Here is a 22,862-nt window from a genome sequence, read left to right on the forward strand (position 1 = left end):
GTGCTGTCATGAAAAGAATTGCTGTTGTGGAAGATGAAGTCTATATGCGGGAAGAACTCTGCGATATGCTCCAAAAGGACGGCTATCTTGTGGAGGCAATTACCGAGTTTGAAGATGCCGCTCGGCTCTTGGCAGCCCTCCGCCCTGACCTTGTGATCTTAGACCTGAACTTGCCGGAGATCAGTGGCTTTCAAATCTGCCAGGAGCTAAAGAATAAAACTGCTATCCCCGTCCTGGTGCTGACTTCCAGAGATCAGGTAAAGGATGAACTGCAAGCGTTCCAGTTGGGTGCCGATGAATATTTGACGAAGCCGTGCAGAAAAGATCGACTTCTTGCCAGGGTATCCAATATTCTCAAAAGGTATGAAGGCCGTACCAATCTCATAGAGGGACCAGATTTCCTGTTAGACCAGCAGACCTACACGCTTTATATTCATAATACCTCTGTGGTGCTTCCAAAAAATCAGGGAAAACTGTTGGTCGCTCTTTTGTCCGGCGGCGATGCTCTGGTCACGACGGAGCAGCTTTGCATGGCACTATGGGGAACCACGGAATACATAGATGAAAATGCCTTGCAGGTTAACCTAACCCGGCTGAAAAAAACGATGTCCGCCCTTGAAATGAAGCAGCGAATCGTTGCAGTTCGAGGAATGGGCTACCGTTTGGAAGCGGAGGTGTCTCTATGAAGCAGCTTTGGCACATGATAGAACGGTACTACCCCTGGCTTCTGTTGCTGCTGGGCGTGGATTGCTTTTGCGCTGTCATTCTTTGGATTTCTGACATTCAGGTATTTCAAACCTTGATCGGGTTAGTAGTTCTGACGAGCATCCTTTTGTTTTCAGCGATTCTGTTTGTACTAAACAAGAGGGAGAACACCCACATGGAACTGTTCCGAGATTTCCTCAGTGATCCTACCATCTGCAATGAAGAACGGCTGCTCAGTGCCATTAGTCAGAAAGAAGGAGAATCTGTCCGATTTTTGGCTTCGGTTTTACGGGAATACAAAAACGAGAGTAACAATATGGCGGATGCCCTACGGGACTATGAAGAATACGTGGAGGGCTGGGCACATGAAGCGAAAACGCCCCTATCGTTGCTGACCATGCTCTTGGATAACCGGAACGATGAAATCTCTCCTTCCCTGCAAGCAAAGCTGGATTATGTCCGCAGTCAGCTTCAGGAGGATGTCACGCAGATGCTGTACTATGCCCGGTTGAAGAGCAGTACAAAGGATTACCGATTTGAGGATGTCAATTTGAATGACTGCTTGGGTGAAGTTCTGGAGGACTATGCCCCACTTCTTGAAGAGAAGCATTTTGTCATTCTCAACAAACTGCAATCTGAAACAGTCTATACAGACCGTAGAGGACTTCAGTTTATGTTGGGACAAATCGTTAGCAATGCCATCAAATATAGCAGCGATAGTCCCATGCTTACAATTTCCGTGATACATTCGGAGACTGCAGATATCCTTTCTGTTGAAGATAACGGCATTGGCGTAAAAAAATATAATCTGCCGTACATTTTTCAAAAGGGCTTTACCGGGGATTCTACTGACAGCAGAAAGAAGGCTACCGGTATGGGACTTTACCTGGTTAAGAAGATGGCCGACGATCTAAATCTTCATCTGGAAGCAGCTTCCCAGTGGGGAAAGAGCTTCAAGATTGTCATCTTCTTTCCTAAATTGAGATCCAACGGAGGGAAATAATATAAACAGAAAAACGCCCGCAGGATTTTCTCCTGCGGGCAGCGTGTTGTCAGCTATCCCAAGGCTTGTATTCTGTTACAGTTTTCAAATAGGTTTCGGGATCGCCGTTCAAGATAAGGTCTGCATACTCCAAAGGAGCGTTGTAGATCAAATAATCCAGCTCTGACCGCTGATACATATTGTCAGCAATCTCGTTCTCAACGACGATAGTGTCAATCGCAATCATACTGCCGTCGCTGAATTTCACTTCCACACAGCAATTATCCATATTGTAGGCACAAGATATTAAGGTTTTCATGGTATGTCCTCCATAATTCGTAATATAAAGCGAAAATCCCGTCTGACTTCCTGTTAGAAATCAGACGGGATTTGTCCGTATGCACCCCGGAAACCGTCAGCTAACAGTTGATAAGTAAATTAGTTCCTTATCACTGTTAAGCCAAGGTTTTCCGGGGTTTTCTTATACCTAAACAGGCTGATATAGTTTGACCTCATTTGACCAAACGAGAGCCGTTTTCACCCGATTTTTAGTGGTTAAATATAGGACAGTCGGCAAAAATGGGGTCAAAAAACGGTCTTAGTGGTTAAAAAATAGGACAACCAGAGAACAATTTCGGGGGTATTTTTGAGGGTGATTTGGCACTCTCAGACACCGGATTTTTCGCTGGAGGGTTTGGCATAATCTGACCAAATCTGAACAATTAAATACGATTCTAATGCAGGCACTCAGTAACAAATAACTGGGTGCTTTTTGTCATGGCGAGGAGGAAAGTGACTATCGTGCTTGCATCAGGGAGAGCGAGTGGATTTAACTTCGTCCCAAGTTGGGACGAAGTTGCGGGCTGACGAAATTTTGGCACAACAGGCGGGGTCAAGTAGAAATCAGGTTCAAAGATTTATTCGACTGACAGAACTGATTCCCGAACTGCTGGACAGGGTTACTTTTACTTCTGACACTCTGCGGAAGTATTTTCCCAGAAGCTACACACCAGCCAGGATGCAGGAGACCATTATCAAGCTATTGGAACAATGGCAGCGTAAACGTCAGAGAGACCAGGAGCGATGAAAGGAGCCGCCTATGAAAGATATTTTAGCAAGGGAGCTGAAAGGACATAACATTCTTGCTGTGGAACGCTTTAAGGACAGCACCCGATGGATGATTGAATTTGGTGTTCTCCATCCGTGCAGTGCTTACGGGAGCAGAGGTGATGAAATGCGTCTGTTTCTTGCAGAGGACAGCTATTAGAACGCTCTCCAAGATCATCAGCGCCGGAAAATCAAAATCAAGCGGTATGCCCGTGTTGTTGAGGGACACATCCTCGACTTTAAGCCGGGAAAGAAATGCACAAGAAAATATAGAGAAAGTTGAACGCCACAATTCTTTGATTTAGGATTGTGGTTTTTTTGTACCCAAAATTCGGAAGGAGTGAGGTCGATGGCCGTTTTTCGCATTGAACGGACCCGTGATTATACCGTGATGAGCAATCATCATTTACGAAATGCAAACCTGTCGTTAAAAGCCAAGGGACTGCTTTCCATGATGTTATCTTTGCCAGAGGACTGGAATTACACCACCCGTGGTCTTGCAAAGATCTGTAAGGAGGGCGTGGATGCCATAGGCGTTGCGTTGCGGGAATTGGAGGCTGCCGGTTACATTGTGCGGCACAAGCTGCGTGACCGGCAGGGACGCATCAGCGATACAGAGTATGTCATATACGAGCAGCCACAGCTTAGAAAACCGGATACGGATTCACCAGATACGGAAAACCCGTATATGGATAAACCGGATACGGAAAAGCCCGCAGAATTAAATATAGAGAAATCAAATACTCAAAAACAAAATATTTATGGATCAAGTACCGATTCCATTCCCTTCCGGGATTGCGCGGCAGATTGTCTGCCGGAACGGAAAGGAAGGGATGCGATGTCACTCACAGAGATAGAGAGTTATCGGGAATTGATTCAGGAGAATATCGGGTATGAATACCTGTGTCAGCAGTATGAAACTTATCGGGAGGATTTGGATGAGATTGTGGAGCTAATCGTGGAAACGGTCTGTGCAAAGCGAAAGACCACCCGTATTGCAGGAAGTGATTTTCCGCATGAAATCGTTCGTTCCAGATTCTTGAAGCTGGATAACTCGCACATTGAGTTTGTCATGGACTGTTTACAGAAGAACACCACGGAAATTCGTAACATGAAGCAGTATCTTCTGACCGTTCTGTTCAATGCACCGACCACGATAAGCAATCATTACACCTCACAAGTAAATCACGATCTGTATGGCGGCTGGTAAATGGTCGCTTTTTTATTGCCCGGAACTGCCGGGAGAAAGGAGCAAGCATGATGTCTGAGGGAAAGACCATAGGGCAGCTGATGGAAGAAATGCGGGCAAAGGCAGGAGCGCAGAATTATCACGGTCATGGATATATGGATCTCCAGCGTTTTGCGGAGGACACCCGGCACATGATTATTTTTGATGTGCTGACGAACGATTCCCCTGTTGGCTGGAAAGGCGAACGAACCCGCCTGTTCCTGTCGGATACCGGTTATGAAAAAGCACTGGATAGTCAGGAAAAGGGGCAGATTAAGATTTTGAGCCACGCAAAGGTACGTCAGGGCAATCTGCACTATGACCGTTCTGACCAGTTACGCTAAGGAGGGCGGTATGAAGCGTTATCTTCTGCGGCGGCTGGTGGTTCCGCCTTAGCAAAAAAAAGAGATTCCCTGCAAACTTCGTGGAAAGGAGGCGAGAAAATGCAGGAAGAAGTGGAAAACAGAACTTTGACGCTGGTTGTCAGTGGAACAAAGTTTACCGGCAGAATGTTAAAGGCTGCCATAAGCAAGTACATGGCACATCGCAAGGAAAAGAAGCTGGAAAAACAGAGAAGCCGTGATGCGCCGGTTGTTCCGCATGGAAAACAGACTGTGAAGCAGCTTGTCGGGCAGAATCAGGGAATATCCAACATTGAGATCACAGACCCCTCTATCAAGGAGTTTGAGAAAATCGCCCGGAAATATGGTGTGGATTATGCGGTGAAAAAGGACCGCAGCAGTTCTCCGCCAAAGTACCTAATTTTTTTCAAAGGCCGTGATGCAGATGCTCTGACAGCAGCTTTTACAGAGTACACCAACAAAAAGGTCAAAAAGGCAACGAAAACAGAGCGCTCGTCCGTACTGGCAAAACTTAACCAGTTCAAAGAGATGGTTAAAAATGCTGTGGTGGATCGCACCAAGCGAAAGGAGCTGGAACGATGAAAAAGACATTGGACATCAAAAAGCTCGTTTTGCTGAATATGCCGTATATCCTGCTTGGGCTGTTTGCTACCAATTTGGGAGAGGCATGGCGAATGGCACAAGGGGCAGATGCTTCAGAAAAGTTTCTTTCGCTGGTTGCAGTTCTGCCTGGGGCGTTGCAAAGTTTCTGGCCAAGCCTGCATCCATTGGATTTGTTGGTAGGGCTGTGCTGCGGTGTTGGTCTGAGGCTGGCGGTGTATCTTAAAAGCAAGAACGCCAAGAAATATCGACATGGTTTGGAATATGGTTCGGCCCGCTGGAGTGCATAATTTTAAGTGTAAATGACACATACATGGACGCACAGGAGGTTATGCACATGACTGATTATAGCAAAATTACAGCCCTTTACTCCCGCCTTTCCGTGGGCGACGAGGACAGGGACGGCGGCGAGAGCAACAGCATACAGAATCAGAAGAAATTTCTGGAAAGCTACGCCAGACAGTTAAAGCTGACGAATATCCGGCACTACATCGACGATGACGAAAGCGGCAGGTTTTTTGACCGTTCCGCATACTCCCGCATGATGGACGATGTGGAAAACGGGAAAATCGGTGTCTGCATTATGAAAGACCTTACCCGCTGGGGGCGTGACTATCTCCAAGTCGGAAACGCTATGGAGATATTCAGACGGAACAATGTGCGCTTTATCGCGGTCAACAACGGCATTGACAGCGAGAAGCCCGACACATTGGAGTTTGCGCCCTTTATCAATATCATGTCGGAGTGGTACGCAAAGGACATCAGCAAGAAAGTGAAAACGGGCATTAAGACCAAAGGCATGAGTGGAAAGCCGATTGTCACCGAAGCCCCTTACGGCTATGTCAAAGACCCGGACGACAAGGATTTTTGGATAATCGACGAAGAAGCCGCCGAGGTTGTCCGTTTGATTTTCCGTCTGTTTATCGGTGGGAAGAACCGCAATCAAATCGCCATATATCTGACACAGGAGCAAATCCCAACCCCCACTTTCTACATGAAAGACCGCGGGTGGGGAACCTGTAAAAATAAGATGCTCAACGAGGATAACCGCTGCAAGTGGAACAAAGTCACCTTGACCAATATCCTCACACGGCAGGAGTATTGCGGCGATGTGGTCAACTTCAAGACCACAAAGCATTTCCGAGATAAACATAACCACTATGTAGACCGGAGTCAGTGGCACATCACAGAAAATGTGCATGAGCCGATTATCAGCCGCAGCGATTTTGAAACCGTACAGCGGATTTTGGAAAACGCACCCGTCAAACGCCCCAACGGGGACGGGGAAATCCACCCTCTGTCCGGCTTGCTTTTCTGTAAGGACTGCGGCGCAAAAATGCACATTCGTATAGATTACCGAAACGGCGGCAAGCGGCATGTTGCCTATTGCAGCGAGTACCACAAGGGGAAAGCCAGAAATCCGAAATGCAATTCCCCGCACATCATGGACGCGGACTTGCTCATGCAGACCATCGCAGAAGTGCTGAAGAAAATCGAGGACTATTCTATCAGCAATCGGGCGGAGTTTGAAGCCTTAGTGAAAAAGAACCTTGCCATGCAGCAGACCGACCAGACCAAAAAGCAGCAGAAGCGTATTCCGCAAATCACGACGCGCCTTGAACAGATTGACAAGGTGCTGAATAAGCTCTATGAGGACAACGCCCTCGGCACTATCCCGCAAGACCGTTATGAGCAAATGTCGCAGAAGTATTCGGAAGAATACTATGCGCTGAAAGCGGAGCTTGCCACGCTCCAAGAGTAGCTATCCGCTTATGAGAACGCGGGAGGACGGGCGCAGAAGTTTTTGAAGCTGACAGAACGCCATGCCGCCTTTACCGACCTGACCCCCGCCATTCTCAACGAGTTTATCAGCCGGATTGAAGTGCATGAGCGCGACCAGAAAAGGGCGAGATACGCAATCCAGCACATCAGCATATATTTCAATTATATCGGCAAGTTTGAGAATGAAGTGACACAGCTTGCAGAGCCGACCGAGCAGGAAATCCGGCAAATGCGGGAGGAAATCGAAGAAGCCAAAAAGGAAAAGAGCCGCGCATACCACCGGCAGTATTCAAGGGAGTACCGGGCGCGAAACCTTGAAAAGCAGCGGGAGTATGACCGCATGAAAGCGCGGGAATACCGGGCAAGGCGAAAGGCACAGGCTGCCGCCGCACAGCCCACACAGTAAAACAGAATAACCGTCAACCAAGAGGGATTTTCCGAACTACGGGAAATCCCTCTTTTGCGCCCAAAGAAAGGAGCCGCCTATGGCAGAACAGACCCCCGACAGTATCATCACAACCCAGAGGAACGGGCAGACCATTGTTGCGGAGTTGTTTTTCAATCACAGCAGCACAGAAACGTTCCGCGACAAGCTGCTCAAACTGGTACTTGCCGACAGTTCGCGTTTATCTGCGTCTGACGGTCAAGAGCCGGAAAAAACGGAAATCTTGCGATAACAGCCGCCCCGACGAACCATTCCCTGTCTGGACGGTTTCTATTTGAAAATCCTCATTTCCCCCAAGTCAAGAGCCGGAAAAAACACCCGAAAAATGCCCCTATTGCGTAACAGGGGCGCAGAAAGGAGCTTACATGAGAACAGGGCTTACGAAGCAGGAAAAGACCACCGATATTTGGTTTGACGAGAAAGACCCCCTTATCCATATCCGCACCCACAACACCGACTTAAAGAAGCGGCTTGCCGCCTACACCAGACAGCACCCCGACCAGTGCCGCCAGACCGACGCAGACCCCGAAACGGGCTGCATGGAGTTTGAGATTGCAAAGGGGCGCTTCTCTTTCCGTCTGACCGCCCCATACAACGAGGAACGGCGGGAAGCTGCGCGGCGGTCTGCCAGAGAAAACAAGGCCACTGACAGGCTGAAATGAGGTGGATTTATTCATAACCATGTGCTATGATATTTATAGATAGTGAAACTTCCTTTCAATTTTTTCATCTATACAAGTAACAGAGAAGAACAGGAGGCTTGTTCCATGAGAAAAAAGAGATTGATGATTGCAATAGCTTGTATCATTTTAGTAGGTATCGCGGTAATCGTATTTTTTTCACAACAGGGGAAAAAACCGTATAAGGATTTGGACGCAGCGCAGATTGTTTCCGCTAAAGTGTTATTAACACCGCCAGACAAAACGATTGAGATTGAAAATATCCAAGAATTAGTTGAATATTTGAATGATGTTGTTGTCTATAATGAGGATAATTCTTACACAGAGTATGCTGGACAAGGCGTTGTTTTTACCTTGACTATGGTAGACGGTACACAAACAGATATTATGGCGTATAACCCATTTATTGTCATTGACGGTATCGGTTATAAGACAAAATATGAGCCATGTGAAGCACTCAACAACTATGCAAATGAATTACTAAACTCTGGGACTGCCAATATAATTTTGGAAGAACCGCCCACATTAAGCGTTGTGAGTGACGAAACCGCTATCGGTGCAGTATTAGGAACTTATTCGTGGCAAAAAACAAATATTGACGGAACTGCTGAAAGCACAATAGCTGATAGCCCACACCCGTTAGAGTGCAAGGATCTGTTGTCCCCGCCATTTGAAACAACAGAAACAACAGCTACATTAAGATTTACAGAAGACCCAGATACAATTTTAAGTGTGCAGTGCTGGAGTGACGAACATTGGGGAGAGCCTGCTGCAAACAGCGAAGATGTAACTATTGTTGGAAACGTACTCACTCTTAAACTGGGCGGATATATTTATGAAGTAACAGCTGAATGGAATACTGAAAATGGCTATGGCGGAACAGCAAGCTATTTTATATATTTGAAAACAGCAGACTAAAATTGAATAGCCACCCACAAGGGCAGCCGAGAAAATCGACTGTCCTTTTTCTATGCTTATGAGCAGAAAGGAGCGACCAACCATGACAAAGCCAAGAGAGAAAACCCGCGAGGAGCTGCAAGCCGAGATTGAGGACGGAAAGAAGAAAATCCGGCAGCTTGAGAACCGGGAGAAAATCATCAAGCAGAAGCTATCCGTCGAGGAACGCAAGGCGAGAAACCACAGGCTTTGCAAGCGCGGCGGCTTCTCTGTTCTGGAAAAGGCTGTCAAGAGCTATGAGAAGCACGAAAAGGACGCTGATCGTTTTATCGCTCTGATTGACAAGTATGAGAACTTCGACAAGCTGACCATTGCTATGCTCAACGAGTTTATCGAGAAAATCCTTGTGCATGAGCGTGACCGTAAAGGCAGTATACAGACCACACAGGAGGTCGAGATTTACTTCAATTTTGTTGGGCGATTCGTTCCCCCGGCGTTTGGAGAAGCGGAGCTTACCCCGGAGGAATTAGAGGAAATCCGCAAGCGTGAGGAACGCAAGGACAGGCTTCATCAGAACTACTTGAAGCGGAAAGCCAGCGGAGCGCAGAAGCGATACGAGGACAAAATCAAGAAGCGGAAAAAGGCAGAAATTGAAGCTAAGAAAGCCGCCATTCGTGCGGAGGACATTGCAAAGGGCGTGTTCGTCCCTGTCAGCAGTTTACCGCAGAGAGAGCCGATGAAAGGAGTACAAACAGCATGAATATCACTTACACACGGAACGGAGATTATCTTATCCCGAACATCGTTATCCGCAAGACCAAGCCCATCGGACACTACGGCAGACTTCGCAAGGCGTATCTGGAAATGCACCGCCCGATACTGTTCAATGAACTGGTGCTATCCGACAAGCTCTTTGAACATTGTGCCGAGATTGACGAAGCGGCACGAAACCGCATGGAGCAGATCGTGCGGTCACTGGCAGAGCAAAACGGTGTGACTGAGCAACTGAAAGCCGATAATCAAATGGAATGGGTGCGGCAGATGAACGCTTGCAAGGCACAGGGAGAGGAGATTGTGAAAGCGGAATTGATTTATGATTGAGCGAGGAAGTCCGGGCAGAAAACTGTTCGGACTTTTCTCATATAGTCCAAAGTTGCGGTAGAACTGTTCACAAGTTTTATGGTACAATTTGAATACGAAAAGTGAGCAACAAATGGAGGCTGGCTGACACATTTGTCTGCGGGCGTGATGTCCCAATCGGAAATTTCGTCAGACCATATCTCCATTTTAAAAGAAAAGAGCAAGGCCGGATAGACCTTACTCTTACATTATGAATCGGAATTTACGAAAGAGGTACAGAACATGAAGAAAATCAGAGGATTGCGTAGCTCCGGCAAAGCCGGAACGGCAGCAGCCAGAGTCGCCCCGGAGCTGGTGGAGCCGATTTTGGAGTAAATAAAAGGGGTGATGAAATTTTGCTGGAAACAACGCAAATAAAGCAGCGTTTACCGTTTATTGATTTGATAAGAGGTATAACCATTATTGAAATGATTTCGTATCATTTCTTATGGGATTTAGTTTATCTGTATAATGCAGATATTCCATGGTATAAGTCCCACGGTGCCTATATTTGGCAGCAATCCATTTGCTGGACTTTTATTTTGCTGGCTGGGTTCAGCTGGCATTTAGGAAAAAAACACATGAAAAGGGGATTGTGGGCGTTTGGTGGTGGTGTGGTCGTTTCGCTCGTTACCGCCATAGTTCTTCCCAATGATCGGGTGCGCTACGGTGTTCTAACGCTTATTGGCAGCTGTATTTTGATATGGATTTTACTGGATAAGGTTCTGAAAAAAATCCCGGCTGGGGTTGGGGTAAGTGTTAGTTTTGTGCTATTCCTCATTCTCAGAAGTTGGACGAAGCAAGACCCTATCCAACTATCTGATAATTTGCTGAATGTTACATGGTTGAAATCGGTATTAGCTTATATTGGATTTCCGCAAGCTGGCTTTTCATCTACCGACTATTTTCCGTTGCTCCCATGGATTTTCTTATTTGCAACAGGATATTTCCTGTACAGTTTCTTACAGGAAAAGGGGCTGATTAACCGGCTATTTGGAAAATGGAAAGTTCCAGGTATTAACTTTTTAGGGAAACATTCGCTTATTATTTACATGATACACCAACCGATCTGCTATGTTGTAGCGTTCTTGGTTTCGGAGATTTTTTAATATTGAGCCGTTGATCGGTGGAGTAAACAAGAAAGGAAGCCCCCAAAAAGGGGGCTTCCTTTCTTTAATATCGGCAAATGTGTTTATTTTTGATTATCACAGTTTGTAGCCGGTGATGTATCGGTCGCTACCAACTTCGCCAGCGAAGAAATCGTTAAGGGAGCTGCAAGCGAAGAATCTCTAATACGACAGATTCAAGTTTGGCGAACTGATAAAATCCCTTTAGGAACTAAAGGGCGCACTTCTATACTCTCCTATCGGGAGTATCGTGCGTCCTGCGGAGCTTCATTCTCTGTCAGCAGAAAAAAGCTGCATGACCGAGAATGTTTCGTCACTTCGTTCCGTCAAGGTGGCTACACCCCCTTGCGCTGCTAATGCGGCTATCCCTTGTGTACTTGCCGTCCGCAAACGGTTTTGACAAACCGTTCGCCGCCAGCAAGTTTGGAAAAACAAATACCGAAAATCAGACCGTTGACTGGTCGCACTATGCGAAAAGTTGACGGTCTTTTTTTATCCCCAAAATCAAAAATAGGAGGTCAATCACAATGACAAAACCGAAAACCCTTGACCAGCTCCGAGCCGAAAAGGAACGGGCCGAGACGCAGCTTGCACAGGAACAGCACAAGCTCAACCGTCTTGAGAACAGAAAGAAATATCTGGAGAAAGGCGAAAGGCAGAAACGCACCCATCGTCTTTGCAATCTGGGCGGCACGATTGAGAGCCTTGCCCCGGAGGTCAAAGATCTCACACGCACCGAAATGACAGAGCTGATGGAACAAATCTTTTCTTTGTCCGAAGTCCAGCGAGCCGTCCGTCACATGACGATTACCCACATCAGCCAAGCAAACAGAGAAAAGGAGTTGAAAGCCGATGGCACTATTTCATCTGAGCGTCACGCAGACTAAGCGAAGCGCAGGACAGTCCGCTATCGCTTTTGCTGCCTACCGAGCCGGGGAGCGATTGTATAGCGAGTATTACGGCGAATACAGCGACTACACCCGCAAGGGCGGCGTGATCTGCTCTGACATTCTCTTGCCGTCCCATGCACCGCCAGAATACGCAGACCGCCAAACCCTATGGAACGCCGTGGAAAAAGCCGAGCGTGGAAAGAACGCCCAGCTTGCATACAGCTTTGACATTGCCTTGCAGAATGAATTTTCCCTTGAGGAAAACATCGCTCTTGCAAGGCAATTTTTATTGGAGAACTTTGTGAGCCGTGGCATGGTGGTTGACTTCGCCGTACACCAGCCAGACCGGGAGGACGGCGGCGTACCCAATCCGCATTTTCATGTGCTTTGCCCCATCCGCCCCATCGAGCAGAACGGCAAATGGGGACTAAAGCAACGCCGGGTGTATGAGCTGGACGAGGACGGCAACCGTATCCGAGACGCAGACGGAAAGTTTGTGTTCAACGCCGTTCCCACTACCGACTGGGGCAGTCCCGAAACGCTGGAACATTGGCGTGAAGCATGGGCGGAGCTATGCAATGCCAAGTTTGCGGAAAAAGGTATTGATGTTCGTATCGACCACCGGAGCTATGAGCGTCAGGGCGTGGAGCTTTTTCCCACCGTCCATGAGGGCGCAACCGTCCAGGCAATGGAGAAGAAAGGCATACGCACCGAGAAAGGCGAGTTCAACCGCTGGATCAGAGCCACCAATGCCGTTATCCGGGACATCAAGAAGAAAATCGCTCTCCTGTTTGATTGGATTGCCGAAGCAAAAGCGGAGCTTGCCAAGCCGCAGGCACCCGACCTTGTTTCGCTGCTGAGCGCCTATTACACCCAGCGCAGAGCCGGGGCATATTCGCAGAAAGGCAAGGTCAGCAATCTAAAGGAGATGAACGAGACTTTCAATTATCTCCGGGCAAACGGCATTTACTCCCTTGAAGATTTGGAAAGCCGTGTCAGCGAACACAGTGCTGCCACAGAGAGCTTGAAGAAAACGCTGGACGAACAGACCGCCCGAATGAAAGCAATTAAGCAACTCTATGACAGCTCCGCCGCTTTCCAGAACTTGAAGCCTGTCTATGACGGCTTGCAGAAAATCAAGTTTGAGAAGCCCAGAGCCAAGTACAAGGCAGAGCATGAAGCGGAACTGATACAGTTCTACGCCGCCAGACGAAAGCTGACCGAGGAGTTCCCGGACTGCAAGGTGGATATGAAAAAGCTGTCCGACGAGTATGACGAGCTGGAACAGGCACACGAAAGCACCTACGGCGAGTTTAAGGCTGTCAGAGACGATTTACACCGCCTTTGGAAGGTCAAGTCATGTGTAGATACTGCCGCCCGATTTAACGAGCGTACAGAGGAACAAAAGCTCCAAAATCGACCCCAAACACGACAGAAAAAGGAGGAACTATCCCGATGAATTATACCCAAGCGCAGATTGACCGGGCAAATGCCGTCAGTCTGGAAGATTTTCTCCGCACACAGGGAGAGACACTGATAAAAAGCGGACGAGAATACCGCTGGAAAGAACATGACAGTCTGACCGTCCGGGGAAACAAGTGGTTTCGCCACAGCCAGAGCAAGGGCGGCTATCCCATTGATTTTGTCATAGAGTTTTACGGCAAGTCCTTTCCCGAAAGCTGACAATTATCCAGGGTAATCCCGGCGAGGGCAAGACCTACTTTGCCATGCGCCTTGCGGCGGCTTGCACCAATCGAAAGCCTTTGCCCGGTATGGAGACACTTGAACCTTTCAATATCATCTATCAGACCGCCGAGGACGGTCTGGGCGATACGGTCAAGCCCCGATTGATGGAAGCAGACGTAGCCCTTGCGCTGTAATTCTTTTTCAAGTTTTCTGCGTTCTTTCTCAGAATCCTTAAGTTCGCGGTTAAGCCGGGAAGCTTCTTTAGCGATGCCACCATTGGCATTCATGCAGGCATCTTTCCAGGCTTTGATCTGCTCGATATAAAGACCTTTTTTACGGGCATACTCGGCAAGTTCCGTTTCATTCATACCTGCTGTTTCAACAACAACTAAAAATTTATCCTGTGTACTCCAGTCATCAGGAACAGCATCCGTACCAGGAGCAGCATAGCCTTCCTTTCTGGCTTTATCCCGCCAGTTACGAAGTGTCTGTTCAGAGATTCCTTCTTCTCTGGATATCTTGGTAATAGATTCATTGTTTGGTGGAAGCATCCTCCTGAGGAGTGCATCCTTTAATTCTGGACTATCCTTTCGACATTTGCCCTGTCTCTTTTTTTGCCAATACCATAGACAGTTTTCTTTCATTTGCTGTTGTCTCCAATCTCCATACACTGATATGGATAAAGCCTGCCAAGTATCATGCTGATACAGCACCCGGCAGTGCTTTCTGAAAATATGGTTTCTCTGTACTTTTTCTTATCACCCCAGAGATGTAGGATTTCTCACAGGCGGCAGTGTGCTTCACTGCTCCATTGGAAGTTGTCACTCTGTCAGTCGATTCTCCTCGCCCCAGACACAGAGCTGCTCCAGCACAGTCATCAGCGTTTTTCCTCGTTCCGAAAGCGTATATTCCACCTTCGGCGGAATCTGCGGATACTCGGTGCGGACGATCAGTTTATCCGCTTCCAGCTCCTTGACAGTCTACATCTGCATTTTTAAAAATATGCGTTTCAAGATTTTTTGAAAGTAAGCGCAAAATAATTCGACGGATTGTGTTGCCCTAAAAATCAATTCATAATAATCATTAGAGAATGCAAGCATTTCACTTCATTTTCTCTTGCTTGAAATGATAGATGCGAGCATTTTACTCTATTCAAGTTATCCCTGTGTGTTAGGATAGTTGTCAGTGAAAGATAATTACTTTTGTGGTAGTATGTAGCTATCACAGGAAGGGAGCTTTCGCTATGAACTATGACGAAGAAGGCGATGGATAAACTGATTACAAGGAAGGAAGCAGCCAGTATACTGGGAATCAGCGTAAAAACACTGGATGCTGTAAGAACAGACGGTTTGATCTCCTATATTCAGTATGTGGAAAACGGCTGCTGATGCAGTCAGCACAGATTAGGATGACAACGCTGATTGACTATACATCAAAAGTGAAGAACTTGGCTTTGTTGGCAGTAGTCTACCAGAATTTTTCATTACAGTGTTTTGCTAAAGGAATCCGATGGAGCTATACCCTGGATTTTTCTGTATTCTCTGGGTGACATTTTGACTATAGACTGAAAAGCGCTTGAAAACTTTCCCTGGGTTTGGTAGCCTACCTGGGAAGCAATATCCGCGATAGTGTCATTTGTTTCCCGTAATAATTTCATAGCCTGACGCACTCGAAATTCCTTCATATAGGTGGCGATAGGCTGGCCGTAGACTGCCTTGAATATCTCCTTTAGAGTGGAGGTATTTATCAAATACTGTTTGGAAAGTTCTGCGATCGTAAATCGTTGATCCAAGTGCTCTGTCAACTGTTGATGAATTTCTTTTATCAATTCGGTTTGCTGGGAGAAGTATTGAGTCAATTCTTTATGCTCCGATTTCATGTTGCTCAAATAAATCAAAATTTCCAGCACCTTTAATTTCAAGAGGGAAATTCGAACGGATACAGGAGCAGAAAAGAGTGGGGCAAAAATGTGCTCTAAATCGGAACAGGACGGGATTGCGGATGGTTTTCCGGAGCAAAATCGATCCCGTAACTGGTCTGCCTCCACACCGGCATTCTTTAAAACTTCCGGGCAAATGGAAGAGAGCTGTTTCAGATCCACGGAAATGGAAATTCCCTCTGAATATCCTAGGGGAAACATCATGGCGGAATCCGCGCAGCAGGCCATACTATGTGCTGTCACATCACCTGTACCTAAATAGACGGCAGTACCGTCTTGCATATTCCAACCCACGCGACCACTGCGACAATAGTAAATTTCTAAAACAGAATCCGAAGCATCATGCTGAAACTTGATCGCTGAAGCAAGAAAAACATTGAAGGATACCTCTATTCCAGGAAAAGTTTCATATGCCTCCATAACCCCTTTTCCAGCGGTAACCGCTCGAAACTGTTCTCCAAAGAGTGTGGTACCCGTTCCGCCAGCCCGGCAATGCTTCAAGGCGAGGGTGCCGTTTGGAATCTTTTGAAATTTTTGAGCGATAACTTTGGATTCTTCTTTTTTCATGGCGTTCCTTTTTGTTTTTCTACTTGCGACGGACAGGCGATTTTTACAAGCCACTCAATCATGTGATGGAAATTTCGGGCCTGCTCGGTATCGGCCGCTTTATAATAGACCTCTTTTCCGTCCCGGCGGCTAACGATCAGACCTGCTGATTTCAACTGCTTGAGATGGTGAGAAACTGCAGGACTGCTCATATTTACCATGGCTGAAAGATTGATAACACATTCCTCACAGTGGCAAAGCAACCAAAAAATGCGAATACGGCTGCCATCCCCCAGCTGCTTGAAAATATCAGCTACGGTTTGAAAGTTTTCTACGCTGGGCATATGTTCCAGTTCCTGCTCGATAGTTTGTCCGTGGTCGTGTGGTAAGGGGTTCTGAATCATTTAGCACTCCTCCTTAAAGTCTATCTTACCATAGGCTGAAGGAAAAAGAAACTTTACTTCTGAAATATTTCTGGTTCAGGACCAGCGTCATGGGTGTAATCCAAGATACGGACACCATCACCTATCTCTTTCTGCACCAGCTCCCGCATACGTTTGGCAAAAGGACAGGGGTAACCAATGGGAGTCATGTGATATTGTTCCATCACATCTTTCAACGTGATTCCTTGCATTCTTTGTTCCGCTGTTTTTTGAATGTCCAAGTAAAAATCCCGCAGCACCAGTTGAATATTTACACCCACGCCACAGGCAGGATTGGTGTGGATGTCCTGATGGAGCAGGGGCTTGTTGCCCTCTACTGCCCGATAGGCATCCAGCAGAGTGATTTTCTCCGGCTCACGAGCCAGAGCAGGTCGGGGATGTCCCTTCACGCTGACCAGCAGTCCTCCCTTCCGCAGGGCGGACATGAGCTGGCGCACATAGGCAGGATTCGTCTGAATGCTCTCTGCCAGCTTGTTACTGGTCAGGTCGCAGTTTGGGTACAGAGCGATAAAAGCCAGAATATGAACAGCATCGCTAAGGCGGGTAGAATATTTCATAGCCTGATCTCCTTTTTTGCTTTGATGTTATTTTTATTATAACAACATATTGACAGTGACGCAAGAGGATGCTAAAATAATTTGAAGTAAGAATAAAAATAACACCCACTTGAAAGGAATGGTGACAATGAACTTCTATGATGATCTGGTCATGCAGACCCAGATGAATTATTCCAGGCACTATCATATCTATGCTTCCGGCGGTACGCCTTATCAGCTGACTGACAAAAAGCCGCTGCCGTATAGCGAACAGATCCATCGTTTGGTACAGGAGGTAAAGGAAGCTGACTGTGTGGTAGTGGGCGGGGCCTCCGGCCTGTCCGCTGCCGGTGGTGGAGATTTTTACTACGAGGACAACGACTCTTACCGCAAATACTTCCGCCCTTTTGCCGAGAAGTACCACTTCAAAGGTGCTTTTGCAGGGATGATGCACCCCTGGAAGACAAGGGAAGAGTATTGGGGGTATCTCGCCACATTCCTTCACACCACCCAGACCGCACCTGTGCGTCATTCCTATTTGGATTTAGACGCTTTGCTGAAAGGCAAGGACTTCTTCATCCTCACCACGAACCAGGATACCCAGTTTGTCAAACTCTACCCGGAGGAGAAGGTGGCAGAGATCCAGGGGGATCACCGCTTCCTCCAGTGTGCCGCCTGTTGTACCGATGACACTTGGGATGCGGTAAAGCCGGTGGCTGATATGGTGGCCGCTATGGGGAGTGACACGAAGATTCCCACGGATCTCATTCCCCGATGCCCCCACTGCGGCGGCGAGGCATTCCCTTGGGTGCGAGGATATGGGAATTTTCTGCAAGGAAAGAAATACGAAGAACAGTACGAAAAAATTTCTCGCTATGTGCTGGAACACAAAGACAGCAAAATTTTGTTCCTGGAGCTGGGCGTGGGCCGAATGACTCCCATGTTTATCCAAGAACCTTTCTGGAACATGACCCTCAGCTTTCCCCATGCTCGATATATTGCTGTCAACAACAAGTATGACTTCCTGCCCAAGCAGTTGGAGGACAAGGGCATGACCATTGTGGCCGACATTGCTCAAGTGCTGCGGGATGCACGGGATACCATGGACAGCGGAGATAACGATCGATGAGGGTTGCAAACCAAGCGACGCTTCAGGAACTTGCCGAGCGTATTGATCAAGCAGATGCTGTTGTGATCGGAGGCGGCTCCGGCCTGTCAAGCGCGGCTGGATACGACCACTACCATTGGTCCCCGGCACTTTCGGAGGCATTGGCTCCCTTTCGCGAACAGTATGGCTTTACCTCTCCGCTGGCTGGATTCTACCATTGCTTTTCCAGCTATGGGGAACAGTGGGGGTATTACAGTCAATATATTCGCTTCATGTGGGAAGCCCCTACTGGGCAGCCCTATCTGGACCTGCAGGCGCTTGTTGCGGACAAACCTGCTTTTGTTCTGACCACCAATGTGGATCAGCAGTTTTTTCGAGTATTTCCCCAGAAACAAATTTGCGCCTTTCAGGGAGAATTTAGCTACTGCCAATGCAGTCAGCCCTGCCGGGATGATATTGGGGAAAACCGCGAACTGGTGAAGGAACTGACTGGTTGCCTGGCAGGTGTTCGCCTGCCGGAGGAGGCTGTTCCTCGTTGCCCGGATTGCGGGCGGGTGCTGGTGCCCTGGGTACGAGATGATACCTTTCTGGAGGGAACCTTCTGGCAGGATAGTCTGCATCGCTACCATAGATTCCTGCGACACTGGATAATGGATCAGTCCGACAAAAAAGTCCTGCTGTTGGAACTTGGCGTGGGTGAGATGACACCCAGTATCATCAAATTGCCCTTCTGGGAACTTACTGCCAAAAACGAAAACGTCTTTTATGCATGTCTTAATCGAGAGGCAGCTCATAGGCCAGAGCATCTGCGGGGACGCAGCCTGTATCTGCAAGGAGATTTGGCGGAAACTCTGGCTGCCCTCCGGCAGGAGCGATCCATCGCAGCAACCATAAAATAGAAAGGAGCGAACAAATATGGTTGATTGGAACCCTATTGCGAAAAAATTCAGAGAAGCGGATGCTATCCTGATCGGAGCCAGTAACGGCCTGTCCATCACCGAAGGACTGCATTTGTTTGCGGACAATGCGACTTTTGAAAGACTGTTTGGGGATTTCAAACAAAAATACGGCTTACGTTGTATTTTGCAGGGCATGATGGCCGGATGGCCCAGCGAGGAGGAAAAATGGGCCTTCTGGGCCCGGCTCATCCATCGTTACTGTGGGCAGTACCAGCCTACGCCGGTGATGAACGATTTGAAGGCCATTGTAGGAGAAAAAGATTACTTTGTCGTCACATCAAACGGAGAAGGTCACTTTGAACTGTGTGGCTTCGATCCGACGAAAATCTATGAGATTGAGGGCAACTGGATTACTATGCAGTGTGCCCGCCCCTGCCACGATACCCTCTATTCAAGTTTAGAGGTGGCCGAAAAATTATCGGCTGCCGAACAGGGCGGCCATGTGCCTACAGAGTTGGTGCCGCGTTGTCCCAAGTGCGGAGGTCCCATGGACATCCACATGGGCGCGGGTCAGAGAATGATCCCGGATACCTCTGCCCAGGCACGGTTCCAAAACTTTCTGAAAACCTACCACGGAAAGAAACTGGTGGTTCTGGAGCTGGGCATTGGCTGGCGCAATCAGCTGATCAAGGCCCCGATGATGCGCCTGGTGGCCGGCGAGCCAAACGCCACTTATGTGACCCTCAATCTTGGTGAGATCTACATTGCGGACAATATCAAAGAGAAGTCCTTCGGACTGGACGGGCGGCTGGATGAGCTGCTGCCTGCTCTCCGGGAGGCGTGCGAGGCATAACGATTTCGGAGCAAGTTCAAAATGACTATACGAATGCAGTGGACAGATGGAAAGATTCGATGCCATTGGGTGAGCCCGACTAATACCACTTATCTGCGATACCATGACGAGGAATGGGGCAGACCGGTCCACGATGACCAGTTGCTGTTTGAAATGTTGATTTTGGAGAATTTTCAGGCAGGCCTCACCTGGGAATGTGTCTTAAATAAACGAGAAGCATTTCGCCGTGCTTTTGCCGGGTTTGATTTACGGAAGGTGGCATCTTATAGCGAAGAAAAATTGACGGCTCTGCAAGCTGACTCTGGAATCATCCGTAACCGGCTGAAAATACGAGCTGCAGTGGTCAACGCACAAGCGTTTCAAAAGATACAGCAAGAGTGGGGCAGTTTTGACCGATACTTATGGCATTGGACAGATGAAAAGAGCATCCAAGAAGTAGACAAGGTCAGCTCACCATTATCGGATGCTATCTCAAAAGACTTGAAAAAGCGAGGCATGAAGTTTGTGGGGACCGTAATCATCTATGCCTATTTGCAGGCGGTGGGAGTTATCAACTCTCATGAATCAGGTTGCTTCCTGAATCCTTTGCAGCAGTAGAAAATGCAGAAAATAAAACGCCGGGAAGTTGACTCAAATCGTCAATGCCTCCCGGCTATTATCTTGCGGATTAGTATAGTTAGAATCATGGTATATATTTCATTCCCCATTGGGAAATGGCGTAAAAGACCGGCAACAGATCCCGTCCTTTCTCGGTGAGGGAGTATTCCACTCGTAGGGGCATTTCATTATATTGGATGCGCTGGATCAATTCATCCGCTTCCAGCTCCTTCAGGGCGTTGGTCAGGGCTGTATTGGTGATGGGCTTGAGAACTTTTTTCAGTTCCCCAAACCGCATGGGACACTTGATGCATAGTTCATAGAGAATTTGGAGTTTCCATTTGCCCTGCAGCATTTGAACCACCGGTGTGACCGGGCAGTTTCCATCATCGGTTAGAATGACACTGCCAACCTTTTCTTTGAATTCTTCATAAGTCATGATTGGATCTTTCCTCGTCTTTTGCAGTATACTTTTTGATACCAGGTACAAATAATTTGCGTACTTGAACAAAAATTGCTGTCAAGTATAATAAATATATCACTGGTTGGCCATGCAGTCAACGACTGAAATTTCTCAGAAAGGTCTGAATGATATGAAAGAACTGAACATTATGGAGGCTACTGTTCTGACCTCCCCCAATCCGCTGACATTGATCTGCTCTAAAAAGGAGGATGGTTCTACGAACCTGGCTCCCATTTGCTTTGTGTCTTACCTCTCCTTCAATCCGCCTATGGTGGGTTTCGCCACTGGCAAACAGTCCCACACCGGCAAGCGTGTGCGTGAGACCGGCAAAGTCATTGTCACTGTTCCCTGTGAGAGTCTGGCAGGCGCAGTAATGGCCTGCGGAGCATCTACCGGTGCCGAGACCGACAAGGTGGCCGCCAACAACATCGAGATGATGGCTGTGGATGGCAGTGATATCCAGATTCCGGTGGATACTCGTCTGGCGATGGTGGCCACCCTGCAGCAGTCGGTGGAAGTTGGCGACCATATCCTGCACATCTGTCAGGTGGACAAGTTCCTGGGCGATGAGGACAAGAAGGGGCTGTATGCCTGGAACGGCTTCGGGAAAGTTGCACCTGCGGCAGAAGGCTAAATCTTAAAACGGTAAGGAGGCATCAGCGGTGGCCGTTTGTATTAAATTGAGTGGATCGTCATTGGGACTGAGACCGGACATAGGAAGGGCAAAGCCGTATCGAAACCGGAATGGGTGTGGAACCTGACACATCAGGCCCATGAGCTTGGCATCCCTGTATTTATGAAGGAAGATCTGCTTCCTATCATGGGAGAGGCACAGATGGTACAAGAATTTCCCCCGGCTTTTTACCGGGTATTGGAGGAACAGAAGACATGACAGAAGTAAAAGAGAGCAGCATTCTGATTCAGGATGTAGAAACCAAAAATATTATGACAAAATCCGCCCTGCCGGTGGGAGGCTATTCCGTCAATCCTTATGTGGGCTGTACCCATGGCTGCAAATACTGCTACGCCTCGTTTATGAAGCGATTTACCGGGCACACCGAACCGTGGGGTACATTCCTGGATGTGAAACATTGGCCAGCAATCAAAAATCCGCAAAAGTACAAAGGGCAACGCGTAGTCATCGGTTCTGTGACCGATGGCTATCTGCCCCAGGAGGCTCAGTTTCAGAACACCCGAAAGCTTCTTGAACAGCTCCGGGGCAGCGAGGCGGAAATTCTCATCTGCACCAAGTCAGACTTGGTAATCCGTGACATCGATCTTCTGAAAGAACTGGGAAAGGTCACGGTCTCTTGGTCGATCAATACGCTGGACGAGGATTTCAAAAACGATATGGACAATGCCGTCAGCATCAAGCGACGGCTGGATGCCATGAAGCAGATCTATGATGCGGGCATTCGCACCGTCTGCTTTATTGCCCCTGTCTTTCCGGGTATCACGGATTTTGAGGCTATCTTCCATCAGGTCAGAAATCAATGCGACCTGATATGGTTAGAAAATCTAAACCTGCGAGGCGGATTCAAAAAAGACATCCTTGACTATATACGTAAAAAACATCCTGACTTGGTTCCGCTGTACGACGCTATCTACAACAAGAGAGACAGAAGCTACTTCCGTGGTTTGGAGGATCAAGCGGAACGGCTGGCGAAAGAAAACAGCTGTCCCTTCGTGGACAACGAGCTGCCCTACGGACGAGCAGAGCCTGGGCACCCGGTCATTGTGGATTACTTTTACCATGAGGAAGTGCGTGGCTCGGAAAACACCGGGCGACGCAACCCCCAAAAATAATTTGTGAAATAAATGGGTTCTGACATGGAGCTGTGCTTCAATGTCAGAACCTTTTTTAGCAC

At 47.9% G+C, this 22,862-nt stretch carries 24 protein-coding genes and 9 pseudogenes; 26 read left to right on the top strand and 7 right to left on the bottom strand.

The window, feature by feature from the left end; all coding sequences use genetic code 11:
* Nucleotides 1-8: 8 nt before the first annotated feature.
* Together DWX32_RS00185 and DWX32_RS00190 are read left to right on the top strand one after the other, a co-directional pair.
* Nucleotides 9-686: a response regulator transcription factor gene (locus tag DWX32_RS00185; protein ID WP_055228678.1), complete on the top strand. Its 678-nt coding sequence runs from the start codon at nt 9-11 to the stop codon at nt 684-686.
* A complete protein-coding gene (locus DWX32_RS00190; protein WP_055228679.1) occupies nt 683-1,708 on the top strand; it encodes a sensor histidine kinase in 1,026 nt (341 codons plus the stop codon). Before DWX32_RS00185 ends, DWX32_RS00190 begins: the two co-directional genes overlap by 4 nt.
* Before the next feature lie 49 nt (nt 1,709-1,757).
* Here the strand turns inward: DWX32_RS00190 and DWX32_RS00195 are convergent, their stop codons facing one another.
* A complete protein-coding gene (locus DWX32_RS00195; protein WP_033121501.1) occupies nt 1,758-2,006 on the bottom strand; it encodes a DUF6061 family protein in 249 nt (82 codons plus the stop codon).
* A 489-nt stretch (nt 2,007-2,495) separates the two neighbouring features.
* Here DWX32_RS00195 and DWX32_RS00200 point away from each other — a divergent pair.
* The 17 genes and pseudogenes from DWX32_RS00200 to DWX32_RS00280 form a co-directional block, all read left to right on the top strand.
* Nucleotides 2,496-2,774 (top strand): annotated as a pseudogene (locus tag DWX32_RS00200) (ParB/RepB/Spo0J family partition protein); the annotation flags it as partial.
* Between the two features lie 12 nt (nt 2,775-2,786).
* Nucleotides 2,787-3,077, top strand: a pseudogene (locus DWX32_RS00205) (DUF5720 family protein).
* A 66-nt stretch (nt 3,078-3,143) separates the two neighbouring features.
* Nucleotides 3,144-4,004: a DUF6017 domain-containing protein gene (locus tag DWX32_RS00210; RefSeq protein WP_117800731.1), complete on the top strand. Its 861-nt coding sequence runs from the start codon at nt 3,144-3,146 to the stop codon at nt 4,002-4,004.
* 50 nt (nt 4,005-4,054) lie between these two features.
* Nucleotides 4,055-4,366 (top strand): DUF5720 family protein, encoded by a 312-nt coding sequence (locus tag DWX32_RS00215; protein ID WP_008728385.1) that lies wholly within the window; start codon nt 4,055-4,057, stop codon nt 4,364-4,366.
* Between the two features lie 99 nt (nt 4,367-4,465).
* The gene (locus tag DWX32_RS00220) at nt 4,466-4,966 is read left to right on the top strand and encodes a PcfB family protein (RefSeq protein WP_117800733.1); all 501 of its coding nucleotides are present in this window, start codon (nt 4,466-4,468) and stop codon (nt 4,964-4,966) included.
* Nucleotides 4,963-5,265, top strand: a pseudogene (locus DWX32_RS00225) (recombinase); the annotation flags it as partial. The gene DWX32_RS00220 and the pseudogene DWX32_RS00225, both read left to right, overlap by 4 nt.
* A 56-nt stretch (nt 5,266-5,321) precedes the next feature.
* Nucleotides 5,322-7,172: pseudogene (locus DWX32_RS00230) on the top strand (recombinase family protein).
* A gap of 79 nt (nt 7,173-7,251) precedes the next feature.
* Nucleotides 7,252-7,443, top strand: a complete 192-nt coding sequence (locus tag DWX32_RS00235; protein WP_006060444.1) for a transposon-encoded TnpW family protein — start codon at nt 7,252-7,254, stop codon at nt 7,441-7,443.
* Between the two features lie 133 nt (nt 7,444-7,576).
* Nucleotides 7,577-7,873 (top strand): hypothetical protein, encoded by a 297-nt coding sequence (locus DWX32_RS00240; protein ID WP_055228716.1) that lies wholly within the window; start codon nt 7,577-7,579, stop codon nt 7,871-7,873.
* Between the two features lie 105 nt (nt 7,874-7,978).
* On the top strand, nt 7,979-8,809 hold the full coding sequence (locus DWX32_RS19995) for a hypothetical protein (protein WP_070103256.1): 831 nt from the start codon (nt 7,979-7,981) through the stop codon (nt 8,807-8,809).
* 82 nt (nt 8,810-8,891) lie between these two features.
* Nucleotides 8,892-8,993, top strand: a pseudogene (locus DWX32_RS20820) (DUF3847 domain-containing protein); the annotation flags it as partial.
* A gap of 63 nt (nt 8,994-9,056) precedes the next feature.
* Nucleotides 9,057-9,548, top strand: a pseudogene (locus tag DWX32_RS00250) (DUF4368 domain-containing protein); the annotation flags it as partial.
* Nucleotides 9,545-9,889 (top strand): TnpV protein, encoded by a 345-nt coding sequence (locus DWX32_RS00255; RefSeq protein ID WP_118659104.1) that lies wholly within the window; start codon nt 9,545-9,547, stop codon nt 9,887-9,889. The pseudogene DWX32_RS00250 and the gene DWX32_RS00255, both read left to right, overlap by 4 nt.
* A gap of 374 nt (nt 9,890-10,263) precedes the next feature.
* Nucleotides 10,264-11,016, top strand: a complete 753-nt coding sequence (locus DWX32_RS00260; RefSeq protein ID WP_117509146.1) for a heparan-alpha-glucosaminide N-acetyltransferase — start codon at nt 10,264-10,266, stop codon at nt 11,014-11,016.
* A 545-nt stretch (nt 11,017-11,561) separates the two neighbouring features.
* A complete protein-coding gene (locus tag DWX32_RS00270) occupies nt 11,562-11,921 on the top strand; it encodes a DUF3847 domain-containing protein (RefSeq protein ID WP_117499338.1) in 360 nt (119 codons plus the stop codon).
* Complete coding sequence (mobQ, locus tag DWX32_RS00275) at nt 11,887-13,383, top strand: MobQ family relaxase (RefSeq protein WP_118659105.1); 1,497 nt, start codon at nt 11,887-11,889, stop codon at nt 13,381-13,383. Before DWX32_RS00270 ends, mobQ begins: the two co-directional genes overlap by 35 nt.
* Nucleotides 13,380-13,795 (top strand): annotated as a pseudogene (locus DWX32_RS00280) (AAA family ATPase); the annotation flags it as partial. The gene mobQ and the pseudogene DWX32_RS00280, both read left to right, overlap by 4 nt.
* 258 nt (nt 13,796-14,053) lie before the next feature.
* Here DWX32_RS00280 and DWX32_RS20425 read toward each other — a convergent pair.
* Both DWX32_RS20425 and DWX32_RS00295 read right to left on the bottom strand, forming a co-directional pair.
* Nucleotides 14,054-14,254 (bottom strand): annotated as a pseudogene (locus DWX32_RS20425) (transposase); the annotation flags it as partial.
* Nucleotides 14,255-14,431: 177 nt separating this feature from the next.
* Nucleotides 14,432-14,587: pseudogene (locus DWX32_RS00295) on the bottom strand (winged helix-turn-helix transcriptional regulator); the annotation flags it as partial.
* A gap of 273 nt (nt 14,588-14,860) precedes the next feature.
* On the opposite strand from DWX32_RS00295, the gene DWX32_RS00305 reads away from it, so the two are divergent.
* Nucleotides 14,861-14,998, top strand: a complete 138-nt coding sequence (locus DWX32_RS00305) for a hypothetical protein (protein WP_442857712.1) — start codon at nt 14,861-14,863, stop codon at nt 14,996-14,998.
* 95 nt (nt 14,999-15,093) lie between these two features.
* Here the strand turns inward: DWX32_RS00305 and DWX32_RS00310 are convergent, their stop codons facing one another.
* The 3 genes from DWX32_RS00310 to DWX32_RS00320 are packed head-to-tail and all read right to left on the bottom strand — an operon-like array spanning nt 15,094 to nt 17,095.
* Nucleotides 15,094-16,116 carry a helix-turn-helix domain-containing protein gene (locus DWX32_RS00310; RefSeq protein ID WP_118659106.1) on the bottom strand — a complete coding sequence of 341 codons (1,023 nt, stop codon included), beginning with the start codon at nt 16,114-16,116 and terminating at the stop codon, nt 15,094-15,096.
* On the bottom strand, nt 16,113-16,499 hold the full coding sequence (locus DWX32_RS00315; RefSeq protein WP_055228485.1) for an ArsR/SmtB family transcription factor: 387 nt from the start codon (nt 16,497-16,499) through the stop codon (nt 16,113-16,115). Before DWX32_RS00315 ends, DWX32_RS00310 begins: the two co-directional genes overlap by 4 nt.
* A gap of 53 nt (nt 16,500-16,552) precedes the next feature.
* Nucleotides 16,553-17,095: an Rrf2 family transcriptional regulator gene (locus DWX32_RS00320; RefSeq protein WP_243037530.1), complete on the bottom strand. Its 543-nt coding sequence runs from the start codon at nt 17,093-17,095 to the stop codon at nt 16,553-16,555.
* Nucleotides 17,096-17,222: 127 nt separating this feature from the next.
* Here DWX32_RS00320 and DWX32_RS00325 point away from each other — a divergent pair, with 127 nt between their 5' ends.
* Genes DWX32_RS00325 through DWX32_RS00340 form a run of 4 tightly spaced genes read left to right on the top strand, consistent with a single transcriptional unit; the run spans nt 17,223 to nt 20,531 of the window.
* Complete coding sequence (locus DWX32_RS00325; protein WP_199671260.1) at nt 17,223-18,203, top strand: NAD-dependent protein deacetylase; 981 nt, start codon at nt 17,223-17,225, stop codon at nt 18,201-18,203.
* Nucleotides 18,200-19,081 carry an NAD-dependent protein deacetylase, SIR2 family gene (locus tag DWX32_RS00330; protein ID WP_118659108.1) on the top strand — a complete coding sequence of 294 codons (882 nt, stop codon included), beginning with the start codon at nt 18,200-18,202 and terminating at the stop codon, nt 19,079-19,081. Before DWX32_RS00325 ends, DWX32_RS00330 begins: the two co-directional genes overlap by 4 nt.
* A gap of 16 nt (nt 19,082-19,097) precedes the next feature.
* Nucleotides 19,098-19,934: an NAD-dependent protein deacetylase, SIR2 family gene (locus DWX32_RS00335; protein WP_118659109.1), complete on the top strand. Its 837-nt coding sequence runs from the start codon at nt 19,098-19,100 to the stop codon at nt 19,932-19,934.
* Between the two features lie 33 nt (nt 19,935-19,967).
* On the top strand, nt 19,968-20,531 hold the full coding sequence (locus DWX32_RS00340) for a DNA-3-methyladenine glycosylase I (RefSeq protein WP_118639952.1): 564 nt from the start codon (nt 19,968-19,970) through the stop codon (nt 20,529-20,531).
* A gap of 85 nt (nt 20,532-20,616) precedes the next feature.
* Here DWX32_RS00340 and DWX32_RS00345 read toward each other — a convergent pair whose 3' ends face one another.
* Entirely contained in the window at nt 20,617-20,970 is a 354-nt protein-coding gene (locus DWX32_RS00345) for a winged helix-turn-helix transcriptional regulator (protein ID WP_117800764.1), read from the bottom strand.
* A gap of 112 nt (nt 20,971-21,082) precedes the next feature.
* On the opposite strand from DWX32_RS00345, the gene DWX32_RS00350 reads away from it, so the two are divergent.
* Both DWX32_RS00350 and DWX32_RS00360 read left to right on the top strand, forming a co-directional pair.
* Complete coding sequence (locus tag DWX32_RS00350; protein ID WP_243037531.1) at nt 21,083-21,628, top strand: flavin reductase family protein; 546 nt, start codon at nt 21,083-21,085, stop codon at nt 21,626-21,628.
* A 254-nt stretch (nt 21,629-21,882) separates the two neighbouring features.
* Nucleotides 21,883-22,800, top strand: coding sequence for a radical SAM mobile pair protein B (locus tag DWX32_RS00360; RefSeq protein ID WP_118639929.1), 918 nt, complete (start codon nt 21,883-21,885; stop codon nt 22,798-22,800).
* Nucleotides 22,801-22,862 lie beyond the last annotated feature (62 nt).

The sequence above is a fragment of the Blautia sp. AF19-13LB genome (assembly GCF_003479105.1).
Taxonomy (GTDB): Bacteria; Bacillota; Clostridia; order Lachnospirales; family Lachnospiraceae; genus Fusicatenibacter; species Fusicatenibacter saccharivorans.

What these genes read in the sequence shown, in the direction of transcription:
- DWX32_RS00185 (WP_055228678.1), top strand. Translation starts at nt 9, where the DNA reads ATGAAAAGAATTGCTGTTGTGGAAGATGAAGTCTATATGCGGGAAGAA.
- DWX32_RS00190 (WP_055228679.1), top strand. Translation starts at nt 683, where the DNA reads ATGAAGCAGCTTTGGCACATGATAGAACGGTACTACCCCTGGCTTCTG.
- DWX32_RS00195 (WP_033121501.1), bottom strand. Translation starts at nt 2,006, where the DNA reads ATGAAAACCTTAATATCTTGTGCCTACAATATGGATAATTGCTGTGTG.
- DWX32_RS00210 (WP_117800731.1), top strand. Translation starts at nt 3,144, where the DNA reads ATGGCCGTTTTTCGCATTGAACGGACCCGTGATTATACCGTGATGAGC.
- DWX32_RS00215 (WP_008728385.1), top strand. Translation starts at nt 4,055, where the DNA reads ATGTCTGAGGGAAAGACCATAGGGCAGCTGATGGAAGAAATGCGGGCA.
- DWX32_RS00220 (WP_117800733.1), top strand. Translation starts at nt 4,466, where the DNA reads ATGCAGGAAGAAGTGGAAAACAGAACTTTGACGCTGGTTGTCAGTGGA.
- DWX32_RS00235 (WP_006060444.1), top strand. Translation starts at nt 7,252, where the DNA reads ATGGCAGAACAGACCCCCGACAGTATCATCACAACCCAGAGGAACGGG.
- DWX32_RS00240 (WP_055228716.1), top strand. Translation starts at nt 7,577, where the DNA reads ATGAGAACAGGGCTTACGAAGCAGGAAAAGACCACCGATATTTGGTTT.
- DWX32_RS19995 (WP_070103256.1), top strand. Translation starts at nt 7,979, where the DNA reads ATGAGAAAAAAGAGATTGATGATTGCAATAGCTTGTATCATTTTAGTA.
- DWX32_RS00255 (WP_118659104.1), top strand. Translation starts at nt 9,545, where the DNA reads ATGAATATCACTTACACACGGAACGGAGATTATCTTATCCCGAACATC.
- DWX32_RS00270 (WP_117499338.1), top strand. Translation starts at nt 11,562, where the DNA reads ATGACAAAACCGAAAACCCTTGACCAGCTCCGAGCCGAAAAGGAACGG.
- mobQ (WP_118659105.1), top strand. Translation starts at nt 11,887, where the DNA reads ATGGCACTATTTCATCTGAGCGTCACGCAGACTAAGCGAAGCGCAGGA.
- DWX32_RS00305 (WP_442857712.1), top strand. Translation starts at nt 14,861, where the DNA reads ATGACGAAGAAGGCGATGGATAAACTGATTACAAGGAAGGAAGCAGCC.
- DWX32_RS00310 (WP_118659106.1), bottom strand. Translation starts at nt 16,116, where the DNA reads ATGAAAAAAGAAGAATCCAAAGTTATCGCTCAAAAATTTCAAAAGATT.
- DWX32_RS00315 (WP_055228485.1), bottom strand. Translation starts at nt 16,499, where the DNA reads ATGATTCAGAACCCCTTACCACACGACCACGGACAAACTATCGAGCAG.
- DWX32_RS00320 (WP_243037530.1), bottom strand. Translation starts at nt 17,095, where the DNA reads ATGAAATATTCTACCCGCCTTAGCGATGCTGTTCATATTCTGGCTTTT.
- DWX32_RS00325 (WP_199671260.1), top strand. Translation starts at nt 17,223, where the DNA reads ATGAACTTCTATGATGATCTGGTCATGCAGACCCAGATGAATTATTCC.
- DWX32_RS00330 (WP_118659108.1), top strand. Translation starts at nt 18,200, where the DNA reads ATGAGGGTTGCAAACCAAGCGACGCTTCAGGAACTTGCCGAGCGTATT.
- DWX32_RS00335 (WP_118659109.1), top strand. Translation starts at nt 19,098, where the DNA reads ATGGTTGATTGGAACCCTATTGCGAAAAAATTCAGAGAAGCGGATGCT.
- DWX32_RS00340 (WP_118639952.1), top strand. Translation starts at nt 19,968, where the DNA reads ATGCAGTGGACAGATGGAAAGATTCGATGCCATTGGGTGAGCCCGACT.
- DWX32_RS00345 (WP_117800764.1), bottom strand. Translation starts at nt 20,970, where the DNA reads ATGACTTATGAAGAATTCAAAGAAAAGGTTGGCAGTGTCATTCTAACC.
- DWX32_RS00350 (WP_243037531.1), top strand. Translation starts at nt 21,083, where the DNA reads ATGCAGTCAACGACTGAAATTTCTCAGAAAGGTCTGAATGATATGAAA.
- DWX32_RS00360 (WP_118639929.1), top strand. Translation starts at nt 21,883, where the DNA reads ATGACAGAAGTAAAAGAGAGCAGCATTCTGATTCAGGATGTAGAAACC.